The following is a 15,226-nucleotide window of genomic DNA, read 5'->3' as shown; positions in this document are numbered from 1 at the left end:
GCCGAACCATCACGCCGCGTTGCAATCCCGGAGTCTCGGCCCTAGGTTCCGCGCCTTGTTTTAAACGGGCGCCCGGAAGCGGCTGCCTCATCCCCCGGGGAACGACCCAATGACGCCCACTGGTGAAGGCGGCCTGATGGCCATGATCGTGCAGTTCCTGCCGTTCGTCGCGATCTTCGTCCTGTTCTACTTCCTGCTGATCCGTCCGCAGCAGAAGCGCGCCAAGGAACATCAGGCTTTGATCGCGGCAGTGAAGCGCGGCGACGTCATCGTCCTGTCGTCGGGCCTGATCGGCAAGGTGACCCGCGTCGAAGAGGCCGAGGTCAATGTCGAGATCGCCCCCAGCGTCAATGTGCGGGTGGTCAAGGGCATGATCGCCGAGGTGCGCAACCGCACCGCCATCGCCGCGAACGACGCCAAGGCCTGAGCCTCGGCTCGCTGAACCGGAAGCCCCGTCCATGATTCAGCTGTCGCGCTGGAAAGTCATCCTCGTCGTCCTGTCGCTCGTCTTCGGCGTGCTGCTGGCCTTCCCCAACGCCCTGTCTCCGGCCCAGCGCGCGGCGCTGCCGGGCTGGCTGCCCAAGAACGCCCTGAACCTGGGCCTCGACCTGCAGGGCGGATCGTATCTGCTGCTGGAAGTCGATGTGGACGCGATGCGCACCAAGCGCGTCGACAACCTGATCGAGGACGTCCGCGTCGCCCTGCGCGAGGGCGGAATCGCCACCAACCAGATCACCCGTGAAGCGGGCGGCGCCGTCGTCACCCTGGCCGATCCGACCCGTCAGGACGCCGCCTATACGGCCTTGCAGGCGCTGATCGGGCCCGCGAGCGCCGGCGGCGCGGTCGAGCGTCAGGTTCAGCGCGTCGGTCCCGACCGCGTGCGTCTGGCCTTCACCCAGGCGACGCTCGATTCGATGGGCGCGACGGCGGTGGACCAGTCCATCGAGGTCGTGCGCCGCCGCATCGACAGCCTGGGCACGCGCGAACCTTCCATCACCCGCCAGGGCGCCGAACGCATCGTCGTCCAGGCTCCGGGCGAAAGCGATCCCGCCGCCCTGGAACGGGTCATCGGCCAGACCGCCCAGCTGACCTTCCAGATGGTCGATACCGAGAACTCGGTGCAGGACGCCGTCGCCGGTCGCGTGCCGCCGGATTCGCAACTGCTGCTCGGTCCGGACGGCGTGACACCCTACCTGGTCAAGAAGCGCGTGCTGGTCTCGGGCGAGAACCTGACCCGGGCCGGCGTCGGCGCCGACCAGTCTGGCCGCCCCGCCATCGACTTCCGCTTCGACGGCCAGGGCGCGCGTCGCTTCGGCGAGACGACGGCGGCCAATATCGGCAAGCCCTTCGCCATCATCCTGGACGGCAAGGTCATCTCGGCTCCGACGATCCAGAGCCCCATCACGGGCGGGACGGGTCAGATCACCGGCAACTTCTCGATCGCCGAGGCGTCGGAACTGGTGAACCTGCTGAACGGCGGCGCCCTTCCGGCCCCGCTGACGGTCGAGGAACGCCGGACCGTGACCGCCGAACTCGGCGCCGACGCCGTCAAGGCCGGCGCTCTGTCGACCATGATCGGCTTCATCATCATCGTGCTGTTCATGCTGCTGGCCTACGGCTTCCTGTTCGGAGGCATCTCGGTCATCGGCCTGATCCTGAACGGCATTCTGATCGTGGCGGCCATGTCCCTGACGCAGGCGACGCTGACCCTGCCGGGCATCGCGGGTCTGATCCTGACCTTCGCGGTGGCCGTGGACGCCAACGTGCTGATCTACGAGCGGATGCGCGACGAGGCGCGGGCCGGACGGTCCGTGATCGCCTCGATGGACGCCGGCTTCAACAAGGCCATGGGCACGATCATCGACGCCAACCTGACCACCCTGGTCGCGGCGGGGATCATGTTCATCTTCGGCGCCGGTCCGGTCCGCGGCTTCGCCTGGACCCTGACGATCGGGGTGTTCACCTCGGTCTTCTCGGCCGTTCTGGTCTCGCAGATCCTGCTCGCCTACTGGCTGAAGATCGCCAAACCCAAGTCCCTTCCGATCGCGGAGTCGGCCCGATGACCTGGTGGCCCCTTATCAAGGTCCTGCCGCAGAAGACGAATTTCCACTTCGTCAAATACGCGCGCTATGCGGCCGTGCTCTCCATCGTGCTGTGTGTGGCGTCGATCGTCGCCTGCTTCTATCCCGGCCTGAACATGGGCATCGACTTCCGGGGCGGCGCCTCGATGGAGGTCGCCAAGCCCGCCGGTCAGACCATCGATCTCGAAGCCGTGCGCAGCTCGGTCGGCGAGCTGGGGCTGGGTGACGTCGGGGTCCAGGGCATCGCCCGTCGCGACACTAACGTCGAGGACGGCTCGACCGCCGTGCTCCGCTTCCAGATTCCGGACGGTCAGGACCAGACGACGGTCGTGAACCAGGTCGAGAGCGCCATCACCGGCGCGGTCGGCGAGGTCACCTATTCGGGCGTCAGCGTCGTCGGTTCCAAGGTCTCGGGCGAGCTGTTCACCTCGGGCCTTCTGGCCCTGGGCGTCGCGATCGCCCTGATGTTCGCCTACATCTGGTTCCGGTTCGAGCCCCAGTTCGGCTTCGGCGCCGTGGCCGGCCTGCTGCACGACGTGATCCTGACCTTCGGCCTGATCGTGCTGTTCAAGCTGGAATTCAGCCTGAACATGGTCGCCGCCATTCTGACGGTCATCGGATATTCGATGAACGATACCGTGGTGGTGTTCGACCGTCTTCGCGAGAACCTGCGCAAGTACAAGACCATGCCGCTGCGCGAGGTGATCGACCTGTCGCTGAACGAGACCCTGTCGCGGACCATCATCACCGGCGTCACCGCCGTCATGGTGCTGGCGGCCTTGGCCTTCTTCGGCGGGGAGGCCCTGTTCGGCTTCTCCATCGCCCTGATGTTCGGGATCATCGTCGGCACCTATTCCTCGATCTACGTCGGGGCGCCGATCATCCTGCTCTGGGGCGTGAAGCGCGGCGAGCTCGCCGAGGACGCAAAGCCGGTCAAGCTGGGCATGGCGTCGCGGCCGTAGGCCGCGTGACTGGTGGCCAGGTGACTGGTGGCTGGTGAGAGCTGGACCAGTTACCAGCCACGAACCACCAGCCACCTTCTCCCCACTGGCCTTTGCGGCTAAGCCTTGGGCCAACACCGACTCGGGGGAGCGAACACATGGTCAATCTGCTTTCGAATTTCAGAAACACACTGATCCTCAGCTTCGTGCTGGCGGCGGTGATGATCTTCGCCTTCTTCCGCATCGCGGAGGTGGACGCGCTGCAGTTCTGGCAGGCGGTGGCGCGCTGGTTCCACGTCGGCTTCGGCATCCTGTGGATCGGGCTGCTCTACTATTTCAACTTCGTCCAGATCCGCGTCATGCCGACCATCCCCGGCGAGCTGAAGCCCGCCGTGTCGAAATACATCGCGCCCGAGGCCCTGTTCTGGTTCCGCTGGGCGGCCCTGTTCACGGTGCTGGCGGGGATCGCGGTGCTGGGGCTGAAGGGTCACGTCTATGCGATGGAAGTGCTGAGCTTCGGCTTCGCCGGCGGTCTGGTGCAGGGCGATCAGGGCTTCACCCTGATGGGCGTCGGCGTCTGGCTGGCCATCGTCATGTTCCTGAATGTCTGGGGCATCATCTGGCCGAACCAGAAGCGGGCCCTGGGCATCGTCGTCGTGGACGACGAGAAGAAGGCCAAGGCCGCCCGCGTCGCCATGCTGGCCAGCCGCACCAACCTGTTGCTCAGCCTGCCGATGCTGACCTCCATGGCGATGTACCAGACGCTGTTTGGCTGACCCGACCTCCAGTCTCGACGACCAGGTCCGCGCGGCCGATCCCGACCGCTGGCTGTCCAGCCGGTTCGTCGGCGATCCGCAGGCGCGCGCGGACCTGATCGCCCTCTACGCCTTCGAGGCGGAGCTGATGAGCATCCCCACGCGGGTGACCCAGCCCCTTCTGGCCGAGATGCGCTACGTTTGGTGGCGCGAGCAGATGGATGGGGTCTTCTCCGGCGTGGCGCGCAAGGGCCATCCGGTGCTGGAGGCCCTGACCGATCTGGTGGGGCGTCATGGCCTGCCCCGCGACTCGTTCGACACCCTGATTGAGGCGCACATCGACCGGGTGCATGGCGAACCGCACGATCTGGACGCTTTCTACAGGGGGCCGATGCAGGTGGCTGTGCAGATCCTGGCGGGCGCGAGCCATGACGCCGAGATCGTCGAGGCCAGCAGGGTCTGGAGCCTGTCGCAGGTGGGACGAGCCGACGAGGCGGACGCGCTGCGGGTCAATGCCAACAGGCTGCTCGCATCCCTGCCTGCCGTGGCCTTTCCAGCGGTCGCCCATGCGGCGCTCAAACCGGATACGCCCGAGGCGCTCAAGCGTCTGAAGCTGACCTGGGCCACGTTGCGGGGGCGGATCTGATGGCCGTGACGCAGACCGACGTCGTCATTCTCGGCGGGGGCCACAACGGGCTTGTCTGCGCCTTCTATCTCGCGCGGGCCGGGCTGAAGGTCACGGTGCTGGAACGGCGCGGCGTCGTCGGCGGGGCGGCGGTGACGGAGGAGTTCCATCCCGGCTTCCGCAACTCGACCGCCAGCTACACTGTCAGCCTGCTGAACCCGAAGATCATCGCCGACCTCGAACTGGCCCGGCACGGGCTGAAAGTCGTCGAGCGGCGCATGTCGAACTTCCTGCCGCTGGACGGGGACTATTTCACCGCCGGTGAAGGCCGGACGCAGGGGCAGGTGGCGCGGTTCTCGACGCGAGATGCCGAGCGGTTGCCCGAATATGAGGCGCGGCTGGAGGCGGTGGCGGCGGTGCTGCGGGCGCTGGTGCTGGAGACGCCGCCGAACCTGCCGACCGGCGGCTGGCTTGAAGCCCTGCCGGAGATGCTGAGGTCGGCGTCGGTCGCGAAGCGGCTGGGCGGGCTGGACCTGACCGGGCGACGCGACGTGCTCGACCTGTTCGCCAAGTCGGCCGGCGACTGGCTCGACGGCTGGTTCGAGAGCGACCCGATCAAGGCCCTGTTCGGGTTCGACAGCGTGGTCGGGAACTACGCGAGCCCCTATACGCCGGGGTCGGCCTACGTCTTGCTGCATCACGTCTTCGGCGAGGTGAACGGGCGCAAGGGCGTCTGGGGCCACGCCATCGGCGGCATGGGGGCGATCACCCAGGCCATGGCCGCCGCCTGTCGCGAGCAGGGCGTCGACATCCGGCTGGATACGGAGGTCGCCGAGGTCCTGACCGATAAGGGCAGGGCGGTCGGGGCGGTGACGACGGCGGGCGACACGGTACGGGGCCAGGCGGTCGTGTCGAACCTGCATCCGCGCCTGCTGTTCGACCGGCTGGTCGACCCGGCGGTCGTGCCGGCGGACTTCACCGAGCGGATGAGCCGGTATGCGTCGGGGTCGGGGACGTTCCGGATGAACGTGGCCCTGTCGGAGCTTCCGCGCTTCACCGTGCTGCCGGAAGCGGGCGACCACCATACGGCGGGCATCATCATCGCGCCGAGCCTGGATTACATGGACCGGGCCCATGCCGAGGCGCGGCTGAACGGCTGGTCGTCAAAACCGATCGTCGAGATGCTGATCCCTTCGACCCTGGACGATACGCTCGCTCCGCCGGGGCAGCATGTGGCCAGCCTGTTCTGTCAGCATGTCGATCCGGCGCTTGGCGACGAACATTGCGACACGGTGGCGGACCTGATGATCGAGACGGTCGATGCCCATGCGCCGGGCTTCAAGGCCTCGGTGCTGGGGCGACTGGCGCTTGGGCCGCGCGATCTGGAGCGGCGGTTCGGGCTGGTCGGAGGCGACATCTTCCATGGCCGGTTGACGCTGGACCAATTGTTCAGCGCCAGGCCGGTGCTGGGTCATGCCGATCACCGGATGCCGGTCCCGGGTCTTTATCTGTGCGGATCAGGCGCGCATCCCGGAGGCGGCGTCACCGGCGCGCCGGGACACAATGCGGCCAAGGCGATACTTACGGATCTCAGACCTGGGCGACGCCCAAGGCCTTGAACAGCGCCGCCTTCACGGCGTCTTCCGTGAAGGGCTTCTGGATCGTCGCCTGACCGCGCCAGTGATCGGGCAGGCCGCCCTCGCCGTAGCCGGTCGAGAAGACGAACGGGATGCCCTTGGCCTTGAGCGCCTCGGCGACGGGGAAGACCTCCTTGCCCGCCACGTTCACATCAAGCAGGGCGGCGTCGAGCAGGGGATCGTCGGCGACGACCTGGAGCGCTTCGTCCACGGTGGCGATCGCGCCGACCGGGATCGCGCCCATGTCTTCGAGAATGGTCTCCAGCAGCATGGCGACCAGGGATTCGTCCTCGACCACGAGAATGCGGCGACCCGTCAAACCCTCAGACATGCTGTTGCGTATCCTTATCAAGCGGTATCGAGAATTCCGCTATAAAACCGTCGCTTGCGTAGCTGAGTTTGGCCTCGCCCGCCAGATCGTGACGGACGTTCCTTTCGATCAGCCGACTGCCGAATCCGCGTCGTACGGGCGTCTCCACCGGCGGCCCGCCCACCTCGCGCCAGACGACGTCCAGTGTCCGGCTGGTCTGGTTGGCGATGGTCCAGTCGACGAAGATCCGGCCGTCCGGCGCCGACAGGGCCCCGTACTTCGCGGCGTTGGTCGCCAGCTCGTGGAAGATCATCCCCAGCGACAGGGCCATCGCCGGGCCCAGCGCCAGGGGCGGGCCGTTCAGAACGATGCGGGTCGGGCCGTGCGCGTCCGTCTCGTGCTCCAGAACCGCCCGGAGGTCGGCGCCTTCCCAATGGCTGCGGGTGAGGAGGTCGTGGGTGTGAGACAGGCTCATCAACCGGGCCTGGAAGCTCTCGGCGAAGGTCCTGGGATCGTCGTGCGAACGGGCGGTCTGCATGGCGATCGACTGGACGGTGGCCAAGGTGTTCTTCACCCGGTGATTGAGTTCGTCGATCATCAGCCGCTGGCGTTGGGCGGCCTCGACGGTGGCGGTGACGTCGTGCCCCTGGACGAAGATGCCCACGACGACGCCTTCGTTGTTGCGCACCGGCTGGTAGATGAAATCCACGTTGCGGCTAAGGTCGTGATCCGCGCCCTCGGGGCGGAAGGTGACGAGGGCGCCCTTGCCCTCATACGGCTCACCCGTCGCGAAGACGGAATCCAGCAACTCGTAATAGCCTTGGCCGGCGAGGTCGGGCAGGGCGTCGCGGATCGACTTTCCGACCACATTCGAGCGCCCGATGATGCGGGCGTAGGCGTCGTTGTGCATCTGGAAGACGTGGTCGGCTCCCGACAGGATGGCGACGAATCCGGGCGCCTGCATGAACATCTCGACGAGGCGGTTGCGCTCCTTTTCCAGACGCCGATTGTCCTCCTGGACCGCGCGGGCCCGGTTCATGACGCCGCCGCCGAGAATCATGTCCAGCGCGCTGACGGTCGGTGCGTCGTTCCGCGCGCGGCGCAGCAACTCGAGTTCGGTGATGTCCGACGTGTGCTGGAGGATCAGCACGATCCGGCCTTCGGCGTCGTGCAGCGGCGTGTGGCTGGCGCTCCAGTAGCGGTCCTCATGGGTGATCGCGCCGTCGGGGTCGGTGACCGGGATGGCGAAGTGGATCAGCGCCAGATGGTCCCGTTCGCCGGTCGCCAGCACCTTCTCGAAGGAGGCGCGGAGTTGGCGGACGTTCTCGGCGCCGGTCTCGGTCGGTCCGCCGGTGAAGACGTCGAAGATCTGCTGTCCGATCAGCCTGTCTCGCGTGGTGCCGACGGCGGCGAGATAGGCGGCGTTCATTCCCGCGTATCGCAGGTCCGGCGTGAGCAGCATGTAGGGGTTCGTGGAGGCCTCGAACGCCGCCGCGAGGTCTATCGCCTGATCAAGTGCCCGCACGCGTACCGTCTCCCCGATCCCGGCGAGCGCGTGGCGCGAAGAATGGTTCCAGCCCACGGTGAAGTTTGTTTCATCGGCGCGCCCGGCTAAGGATCGGCGCATGTTCCTCGCAAGTCTCGCCCTGGCCGCCCAGATGACAGTTTCGCCCGTTCCCCCGGCCAATCCGCAAGTCCAGGTGGCGCAGGGGTTGCTGGTCGGACGGCAGGCAGATGCCATCGAATCCTTCAAGGGAATCCCGTTCGCGGCGCCCCCGGTCCGGGCCCTGCGCTGGCGGCCGCCGCAGCCGCCGGCGGCCTGGATCGGAGAACGGGACGCCAGCCGCGTCGGGGCGATCTGCATCCAGGCGCCGTCCAACGGCGATCCGGGCGTCGGGCCGGGGCCCGCGAGCGAGGATTGTCTGACGCTGAACGTCTGGCGCCCGTCGGCGCGCGCCGAGCCGCTGCCTGTGATGGTCTGGATTCATGGGGGCGGATACAACAACGGGTCGGGCACGCCGCCGCTCTATGACGGGACGAATCTGGCGCGGCGCGGGGTGGTCGTGGTCACTATCAACTACCGGCTCGGGCGGCTGGGCTTCTTCGATCATCCGGCGCTGGCGTTCGAGCGCGGGCCCGAGGAGGCGGCCGGCAACTACGGCGTGATGGACCAGATCGCGGCCCTCGAATGGGTGCGGGACAATATCGCGACCTTCGGCGGCGATCCCCAACAGGTCACCATCTTTGGTGAGTCGGCGGGCGGGGCGGCGGTGGCCCAGCTGATGGTCGCGCCCGGCGCGCGCGGGCTGTTCCAGCGCGCCGTCATGCAGTCGGGTCTGGGGCGGCAACGGTCGGCGCTGCTGGACGACGATCGTCCGGGACGGCCGTCGGCCCAGTCGCTGGGTGTCGCCTTCGCCCGATCGGCGGGATTGCCGAACGCAACGGCGGACGATCTGCGCGCCTTGCCCGCCGAGCGGCTGCTGTCGCCGATGCCGGCCTTCTACAGCGACAATCTGGTCGTCGACGGGACGGTCGTGCCCGAGGATGTGGTCGAGGCCTTCGCGGCCGGACGACAGGCGCCCGTGCCTCTGGTGATCGGCACGAACAGCGCCGAGTTCTGGTGGATCCGGCCGACGGACGCCGGCGCCTATGGCCGGACCGACGACGTGATGACCGACGCCGAATACAACGCCCTGGTCGCGGCCTATTCCGGTCAGGCGGGCTATGACGCCGGCGTCGTCAGCGACCTGATCTTCAACGAGCCGGCGCGGCACCTGGCGCGGCTGCATGCGCGGGCCGGGCAGCCGACGTATCTGTACCGGTTCGACGTGGTGCCGGAATCGAACCCGGAACCCAGCGGCGGCGCGACCCATGCGTCGGAGCGGCCCTATGTGTTCGACAATCTCGATACAGTGGGACGGCCGATGGGCGAGCGGGACGACCGGGCGGCGACTGCCATGGCCGATTACTGGACCGCCTTTGCAAGGGCCGGCGACCCGAACGGTGGCGACCGCCCGGCCTGGCCCGAGTTCGGCGCCGCGCCGGACCAGTTGCTGGAGTTCACCAACGACGGGCCGGTGGCGAAACCGGTCCCGTTCCCCGAGCGGCTGGATCTGATCGAAGCGTTTTACGGCCGCGTCAGGCCCTAGAGGCAGGCACCGTTGGTCCTGATCACCTCTGCATAGAGAAGGCCGCTGTCCTTGATCGTCCGCTCCTGGGTCAGGAAGTTGACGTGGGTGATGCCGAACCGCTTCGAATAACCGAGCGACCACTCGAGATTGTCGAGCAGCGACCAGGCCATATAGCCCTCGATCTTTACGCCCTTGCCGAGGGCGTCGTGGGCCGCCTTCAGGTGGTTCTTCAGATACTCGACCCGCATCGGATCGTGGATGCGTCCGTCGATTGCGTGGGGCGGGTCGTACCAGGCCGAGCCGTTCTCGGTGATCATCAATGGCAGGCCATTGGTCTGTTCATGCAGCCAGACCAGGGTGTCGGTGAGGGCAGGGGGGTAGACCTCCCAGCCGGTTTCGGTGTGGGCGTGCTGGACCTGTTTCACCGGCCGGGCGCGAACGGGCCAGGCGTCGGGCGCATTCTCGGGCACCGCGCGGGTGTACCAGTTCAGACCCATCCAGTCGGTCGGTGTCGCGATCAGGTCGAAATCCTCGGCCGGGAACTCGCGCATCGCGTCGCCGTAGACCTCGTGCAGTTCGGCGGGATAGCCGCGGCCCATGAGTGGGTCGAGGAACCAGCGGTTCATCTGGGCTTCGGCGCGCTTGCGGGCGGCCTCGTCCTCGGGCCTGTCGCTGGCCGGGTATTTGGGCTCGATGTTCAGGACGATGCCGATCCGGCCCTCGCCCACCTCGCGGAAGCGGCGCACGGCGGCGCCATGGGCGCGCAGGACGTTGTGGCCGGCGATCACCGCCTCGTAGTGCGATCGGTGGCCGGGCGCCAGGACGCCGTGCAGATAGCCGCCGTCGATGATGACCCAGGGTTCGTTGATCGTACCCCAGGTCTTCACCCGGCCCTTGAACCGCTCGAACAGAACCTGGCCGTAGTCGGCGAACCAGTGGGCGATGTCGGGGTTCAGCCAGCCGCCCCGGTCGTCCAGCGCCGCCGGCAAATCCCAGTGGTAGAGGGTGCAAAGGGGCTCGATCCCGGCCTCGATCAGGGCGTCGATCAGATCGTCGTAGAATTTCAGGCCCGCCTCGTTCAGCCGCCCCGTGCCGTCCGGCATGACACGGCTCCAGCTTACCGAGAATCGGTAGGCGGTCAGCCCCAGCCGCTTCATGATCGCGACGTCCTCGCGCCAGCGGTTGTAGTGGTCACAGGCCACGTCGCCGGTATCGCCGTCCTTCATATTGCCCGGAATGTGGCAGAAGCGGTCCCAGATGGACTCGCCCGCGCCATCGGCCATGGATGAGCCCTCGATCTGATACGCCGCCGTCGCCGCGCCCCACAGAAAACCTTCTGGAAACTGATAGTTGAGACTCATCGGAAGGCTTTCGTCAGGGGTCTGGGTGAGGGCTTCGGCAGCGTGTCGAGAAGCGATGCAGGGAGGTCACGGAGGGAGAAATCCGTCGTGTGGCCAAACTACGGCACTTGCGGGGCGCATTACCAGTGTGCGATGTAACCGATTACAGATTTTTGTCGACGGACCTTCGATAAAGGAGGCCGGTACGATCGGGACGCTTCAGGACACACTGCGTGCATCGCAACTTGACCCACAGCTCAGACGGCCGTGCGCCGATCGGACGCGCGGCATGAAGCCGGCGACGATCCGCGACGTGGCGGAACGGGCCAAGGTCTCCGTGGCCTCGGTGTCGCGCGTGCTGACCGGGGCGGGGGCGGTGACAGAGCCGACCCGGCTGAAGGTCCTCGAGGCCGTCGAAGCGCTGTCCTACGTCCCGCATTCGGGCGCCCGCAGCCTGTCGACCAGCCGCACCGACACGGTCGGGGTGATCCTGCCCGACCTGTTCGGCGAGTTCTTCTCGGAGCTGATCCGGGGCATGGACGTGGCCGCGCGCGCCAACGGCCTGCATCTGATTGTCTCCAGTTCGCATGACGACGCTTCCGAGGCGGCCGCCGCCATCCGCTCGATGCGCGGCCGCGTCGACGGGCTGATCGTGCTGTCGCCTCACCTCGATTCCGCCAATCTGGCGCACAGCCTGGCGGGCCGGCTTCCGGTGCTGCTGATGAACGGCGGGGCCAATGACGCCGGTCGGCCGTCGATGGTCGTCGACAACGTCGGCGCCGCGGTCACCGCTGTCGAGCATCTGCTGGCGCACGGGCGCGAGCGGATCGTCCACATCGGCGGTCCCGCGGGAAACCTCGAAGCGCGCGAGCGTCAGGCCGGCTATGTCCAGGCCATGACCGCCGCCGGGCGCCAGCCGACCGTCGTCGCCGGCGCGTTCACCCAGGCCTCGGGCCATGACGCGACGGCTCTTCTGCTGGCCGAGGGCGTGCGGCCGGACGCCATCTTCGCCGCCAACGACATGATGGCTATCGGCGCCCTGCTGGCCTTGCAGGACGCGGGCGTCCGCTGTCCCGAGGACGTCGCCGTCGTCGGCTTCGACGACGTGCCGATCGCCGCCCTGATGCGACCCGCCCTGACCACGTTGCGTATCGAGATCGCCGAGACGGGCCGCAGGGCCATGGACCGGCTGGTGGCCCTGATCGCCGCTTCCAACGACCCGCAGGCGACGCCCGACGCCGCCTGCGAAACCATTCGACCCCAACTCGTCGTCCGCCAGTCGTGCGGCGGCGCCTCATCCAGCATCGCCCTCAACGGAGAAACCCAATGACCCGCATGACCCTGCGCACCCGCGCGCTGGGCGCCGCCTCGGCCCTCGCCGTCGCGACGCTGCTGACGGCCGGAGCCGCCTCGGCCCAGACGACCAACGCCACCATCCGGGGCACGGTCTATGAGGGTGATGCGCCCGAAAACGGCGGCGAGATCGTCGCCCGCGAGACGGCGACCGGCTTCTCCTATCGTGGCCGGATCAATGCGGACGGCAGCTACGCCCTGGTCGGCGTGCGCCCGGGTTCCTACGAGATCACGGCGACGACCGCGGACGGTCAGGTCGCCACGGACACGGTCTCCGTCGGCGTCGCCCAGGCAGCGAGCCTGGACCTGAGCGTCGGCGCCGAGACGGCCGCAGTCAGCGACGACGCGACCAATGTCGGCGACATCGTCGTCACCGGCCGCCGTCTGGTCGAGGTCCGCACGCCGGAGAACTCGACGAACGTCACGCTCCAGCAGATCCAGACCCTGCCGCAGATCAACCGCAACTTCCTCAACTTCGCGGCCTTGGCTCCGGGCGTGCGCGTCTCGCAGGACGAGCGTGAAGTGACCATCAGCGCCGGCGGCCAGCGCGCCGAGGCGATCAACGCCTTCATCGACGGCGCCAGCCTGAAATCCAACGTCATCTCGGGCGGCATCCAGGGCCAGGATGACAGCCGGGGCAATCCCTTCCCGCAGGCCGCCATCGGCGAGTTCCGGATCGTCACCCAGAACTTCAAGGCCGAGTACGAACAGGCCTCGTCGGCGATCATCACGGCCGTGACCCGGTCGGGCACCAACGAGTTCCACGGTGAGATTTTCGGCGCCTATCGCGACCAGGACTTCATCGAGCAGGACGTCTTTTCGCGCCGCGCCAATCGGCCCGAGGCCGACCTCGAGGTGCAACAGTACGGCGCCGCTCTGGGCGGGCCGATCATCCAGGATCGCCTGCACTTCTTCGGCAGCTACGAGCACAAGCAGGAGAACCGCGCGGCCACCGTGGCCATCGCGAGCCCGACCCCGGCCCAACTGGCTCAGTTCGGCCAGTATCTTGGCGTCTTCGCGACCCCGTTCGAAGAAGATCTCTTCTTCGGCAAGCTGAGCTACCAGCCGGCCGAGGGTCACGTGTTCGACCTGAGCGTCACCTATCGCGATGAGGCCGATACGACCGGCGTCGGCGGCGCCAACTCCTTTGAACGCGCCTCCGGCCTGCGCCAGGTCACCCGGGCCGCCCAGCTGCGCTATCAGTGGCAGGGCGAAGGCTTCGTCAACGAGGCGTCGCTCGACTACCGCGACTACAACTACAATCCGACGGCCTCGAACTTCGACACGCGCGGCGCAAGCTATCGCGTCTTCGACAACGGCTACGACCCCTTCGGCGGACGGTCCATCATCAACATCGGCGGGTCCGGCAGCCGTCAGAACATCACGGATGAAGGCTTCACCCTCCGTGACGACCTGACCTTCACCGACATCGACTTCCACGGGTCCCACACCCTGAAGATGGGTGCGAAATTCTCGGCCCAGAACTACGTCGTGGACAAGGAATTCGGTCGTAACCCGGAGTTCTTCTTCGACCTGAACGGCACGGCCAGCGGCAGCACAACGGTCCCGTATCGGGTGCAACTGGGCAACCGCTTCCCGACCGTCGACCTCGATAACAACGTCTTCGGTCTCTACGTCCAGGACGACTGGCGCCTGACGGAACAGCTCGAGATCAACCTCGGCATCCGCTGGGACTATGAGGACAACGCAAACAACGTCGATTACGTCACGCCGGCCAATGTGCTGACGGGCCTGAACCAGTGGATCGCCTCGACCGACGGCGGCAAGGCGGCGGGCTACAAGCCCAGCTGGTTCAACATCAACGACTACATCTCGACCGGCAACAACCGCGACGCCTACGCCAAGGCCTTCCAGCCGCGCATCGGCTTCTCGTACGACGTCTTCGGCGATCGTGAGACGGTCATCTTCGGCGGAGCCGGCCGCTATTACGACCGGGTCAACTTCAACTTCGCCTTCGACGAAGTGGCCAAGCCCGGCGACTTCACCCGCAACGCCTTCTTCTCGACCACCGGCCGTCCGGCGGGCGTGGCGTCGGGCGCGTCCAACGATCCGATCCTCTGGCAGGCCAGCTACTTCACCGCCGCGGGTCTCGACCCCGTGCTGAACAACATCCCGGCGCGTGGCGAGGCCTTCCTGCTCAAGAACGACTTCGAGCCGCCCCGGACCGACCAGTTCAACCTGGGCCTGCGTCAGCGCTTCGGCGACTGGCAGACCGAGTTCACCCTGGCCTACGGCAAGACCGAGAACGAGTTCACCTGGCAGTATCTGAACCGCTGCCGCGAGCCGAACGCCCCCAACGACGGCGACGGCTTCGGCGACAACGGCGGCTTCTGCTCGCCGGGCGGCAGCAATCCGTACCGCACCTATCTGGTCAGCGACCACAGCAAGGAACGCGAGTTCACCGCCCTCTACGTCAAGCTCGACAAGAACTACACGCGTGAAAGCGGCTGGGGCCTGAATGTCGCCTACACCTGGTCGGACTCGCAGCAGAACGGCGGCGACGACAACTTCTGCTTCGACTGCTTCAGCGTGGCCACCTCGCCGATGCGGAACTCGCCCAACAACGAGCATCACCGCATCGTCGCCAACGGCATCGTCGATCTGCCGGCCGGCTTCCAGCTGTCGGGCATCCTGACCCTGGGGTCGGGCACGCCGTTCAACGTCTTCGATGGTACGGGCTCGCGCTTCTACTACCGTCCGTCGGGCGCCTATCCGGAACAGGACAACTTCATCATTCCGGCGGCCTTCGCTTACCGGAACCTGGACCTGCGTCTGACCAAGACCATTCCGCTGTTCGACGCGGGTGAGGTGCAACTCTACGTCGACGCCATCAACGTGTTCGACTTCTACAACTACTCCGGCTTCGACGGGGGCACGGGCTCGGCAGCTTCGCCGAACGCGCGCTTCGGCAAGCCTTCGACCGTGCTGTTCCCGACCCGGACCTTCCAGTTCGGCGCTCGCTACAGCTTCTGATCTCTCTCTCCTGAGACTGGCCGTCCCTGCGACACAGGGGCGGCCATCTTTTTTGCGGG

The 15,226-nt window shown here is 67.0% G+C and carries 12 protein-coding genes; 9 read left to right on the top strand and 3 right to left on the bottom strand.

The window, feature by feature from the left end:
• The first annotated feature begins 109 nt into the window (after positions 1–109).
• From yajC to ACQY68_RS11290, 6 genes are all read left to right on the top strand, one after another.
• A complete protein-coding gene (gene yajC, locus ACQY68_RS11315) occupies positions 110–427 on the top strand; it encodes a preprotein translocase subunit YajC (RefSeq protein ID WP_428149529.1) in 318 nt (105 codons plus the stop codon).
• A 31-nt stretch (positions 428–458) separates the two neighbouring features.
• Positions 459–2,063: a protein translocase subunit SecD gene (gene secD / locus ACQY68_RS11310; RefSeq protein ID WP_428149528.1), complete on the top strand. Its 1,605-nt coding sequence runs from the start codon at positions 459–461 to the stop codon at positions 2,061–2,063.
• Entirely contained in the window at positions 2,060–3,043 is a 984-nt protein-coding gene (gene secF, locus ACQY68_RS11305; RefSeq protein WP_428149527.1) for a protein translocase subunit SecF, read from the top strand. The genes secD and secF overlap by 4 nt, the downstream gene beginning before the upstream one ends.
• 137 nt (positions 3,044–3,180) lie before the next feature.
• Positions 3,181–3,798 (top strand): hypothetical protein, encoded by a 618-nt coding sequence (locus ACQY68_RS11300; protein WP_428149526.1) that lies wholly within the window; start codon positions 3,181–3,183, stop codon positions 3,796–3,798.
• A complete protein-coding gene (locus ACQY68_RS11295) occupies positions 3,791–4,423 on the top strand; it encodes a squalene/phytoene synthase family protein (protein ID WP_428149525.1) in 633 nt (210 codons plus the stop codon). The genes ACQY68_RS11300 and ACQY68_RS11295 overlap by 8 nt, the downstream gene beginning before the upstream one ends.
• Positions 4,423–6,021: a phytoene desaturase family protein gene (locus tag ACQY68_RS11290; RefSeq protein WP_428149524.1), complete on the top strand. Its 1,599-nt coding sequence runs from the start codon at positions 4,423–4,425 to the stop codon at positions 6,019–6,021. Before ACQY68_RS11295 ends, ACQY68_RS11290 begins: the two co-directional genes overlap by 1 nt.
• On the opposite strand, the gene ACQY68_RS11285 is transcribed toward ACQY68_RS11290, so the two are convergent.
• Entirely contained in the window at positions 5,993–6,370 is a 378-nt protein-coding gene (locus tag ACQY68_RS11285; RefSeq protein ID WP_428149523.1) for a response regulator, read from the bottom strand. The two genes, ACQY68_RS11290 and ACQY68_RS11285, sit on opposite strands and share 29 nt — an antisense overlap.
• Entirely contained in the window at positions 6,363–7,874 is a 1,512-nt protein-coding gene (locus ACQY68_RS11280) for a sensor histidine kinase (RefSeq protein ID WP_428149522.1), read from the bottom strand. The genes ACQY68_RS11285 and ACQY68_RS11280 overlap by 8 nt, the downstream gene beginning before the upstream one ends.
• Positions 7,875–7,974: 100 nt before the next feature.
• On the opposite strand from ACQY68_RS11280, the gene ACQY68_RS11275 reads away from it, so the two are divergent.
• Positions 7,975–9,498: a carboxylesterase/lipase family protein gene (locus ACQY68_RS11275; protein ID WP_428149521.1), complete on the top strand. Its 1,524-nt coding sequence runs from the start codon at positions 7,975–7,977 to the stop codon at positions 9,496–9,498.
• On the opposite strand, the gene ACQY68_RS11270 is transcribed toward ACQY68_RS11275, so the two are convergent.
• Positions 9,495–10,841, bottom strand: coding sequence for a GH1 family beta-glucosidase (locus tag ACQY68_RS11270; protein WP_428149520.1), 1,347 nt, complete (start codon positions 10,839–10,841; stop codon positions 9,495–9,497). The two genes, ACQY68_RS11275 and ACQY68_RS11270, sit on opposite strands and share 4 nt — an antisense overlap.
• Positions 10,842–11,109: 268 nt before the next feature.
• On the opposite strand from ACQY68_RS11270, the gene ACQY68_RS11265 reads away from it, so the two are divergent.
• On the top strand, positions 11,110–12,150 hold the full coding sequence (locus tag ACQY68_RS11265; protein ID WP_428149519.1) for a LacI family DNA-binding transcriptional regulator: 1,041 nt from the start codon (positions 11,110–11,112) through the stop codon (positions 12,148–12,150).
• Positions 12,147–15,167, top strand: coding sequence for a TonB-dependent receptor (locus ACQY68_RS11260; protein ID WP_428149518.1), 3,021 nt, complete (start codon positions 12,147–12,149; stop codon positions 15,165–15,167). The genes ACQY68_RS11265 and ACQY68_RS11260 overlap by 4 nt, the downstream gene beginning before the upstream one ends.
• The last annotated feature ends 59 nt before the right edge of the window (positions 15,168–15,226 follow it).

This window comes from Brevundimonas sp. (genome assembly GCF_965278935.1).
In the GTDB taxonomy this organism is placed as follows: Bacteria; Pseudomonadota; Alphaproteobacteria; order Caulobacterales; family Caulobacteraceae; genus Brevundimonas.
The sequence above is the reverse complement of the archived record's forward strand: the minus strand, read 5'-3'. Positions and strand labels throughout refer to the sequence as shown.

Excerpts from the sequence above, each read along its gene's own strand:
- yajC (WP_428149529.1), top strand. The coding sequence starts at position 110 with ATGACGCCCACTGGTGAAGGCGGCCTGATGGCCATGATCGTGCAGTTC.
- secD (WP_428149528.1), top strand. The coding sequence starts at position 459 with ATGATTCAGCTGTCGCGCTGGAAAGTCATCCTCGTCGTCCTGTCGCTC.
- secF (WP_428149527.1), top strand. The coding sequence starts at position 2,060 with ATGACCTGGTGGCCCCTTATCAAGGTCCTGCCGCAGAAGACGAATTTC.
- ACQY68_RS11300 (WP_428149526.1), top strand. The coding sequence starts at position 3,181 with ATGGTCAATCTGCTTTCGAATTTCAGAAACACACTGATCCTCAGCTTC.
- ACQY68_RS11290 (WP_428149524.1), top strand. The coding sequence starts at position 4,423 with ATGGCCGTGACGCAGACCGACGTCGTCATTCTCGGCGGGGGCCACAAC.
- ACQY68_RS11285 (WP_428149523.1), bottom strand. The coding sequence starts at position 6,370 with ATGTCTGAGGGTTTGACGGGTCGCCGCATTCTCGTGGTCGAGGACGAA.
- ACQY68_RS11275 (WP_428149521.1), top strand. The coding sequence starts at position 7,975 with ATGTTCCTCGCAAGTCTCGCCCTGGCCGCCCAGATGACAGTTTCGCCC.
- ACQY68_RS11270 (WP_428149520.1), bottom strand. The coding sequence starts at position 10,841 with ATGAGTCTCAACTATCAGTTTCCAGAAGGTTTTCTGTGGGGCGCGGCG.
- ACQY68_RS11265 (WP_428149519.1), top strand. The coding sequence starts at position 11,110 with ATGAAGCCGGCGACGATCCGCGACGTGGCGGAACGGGCCAAGGTCTCC.
- ACQY68_RS11260 (WP_428149518.1), top strand. The coding sequence starts at position 12,147 with ATGACCCGCATGACCCTGCGCACCCGCGCGCTGGGCGCCGCCTCGGCC.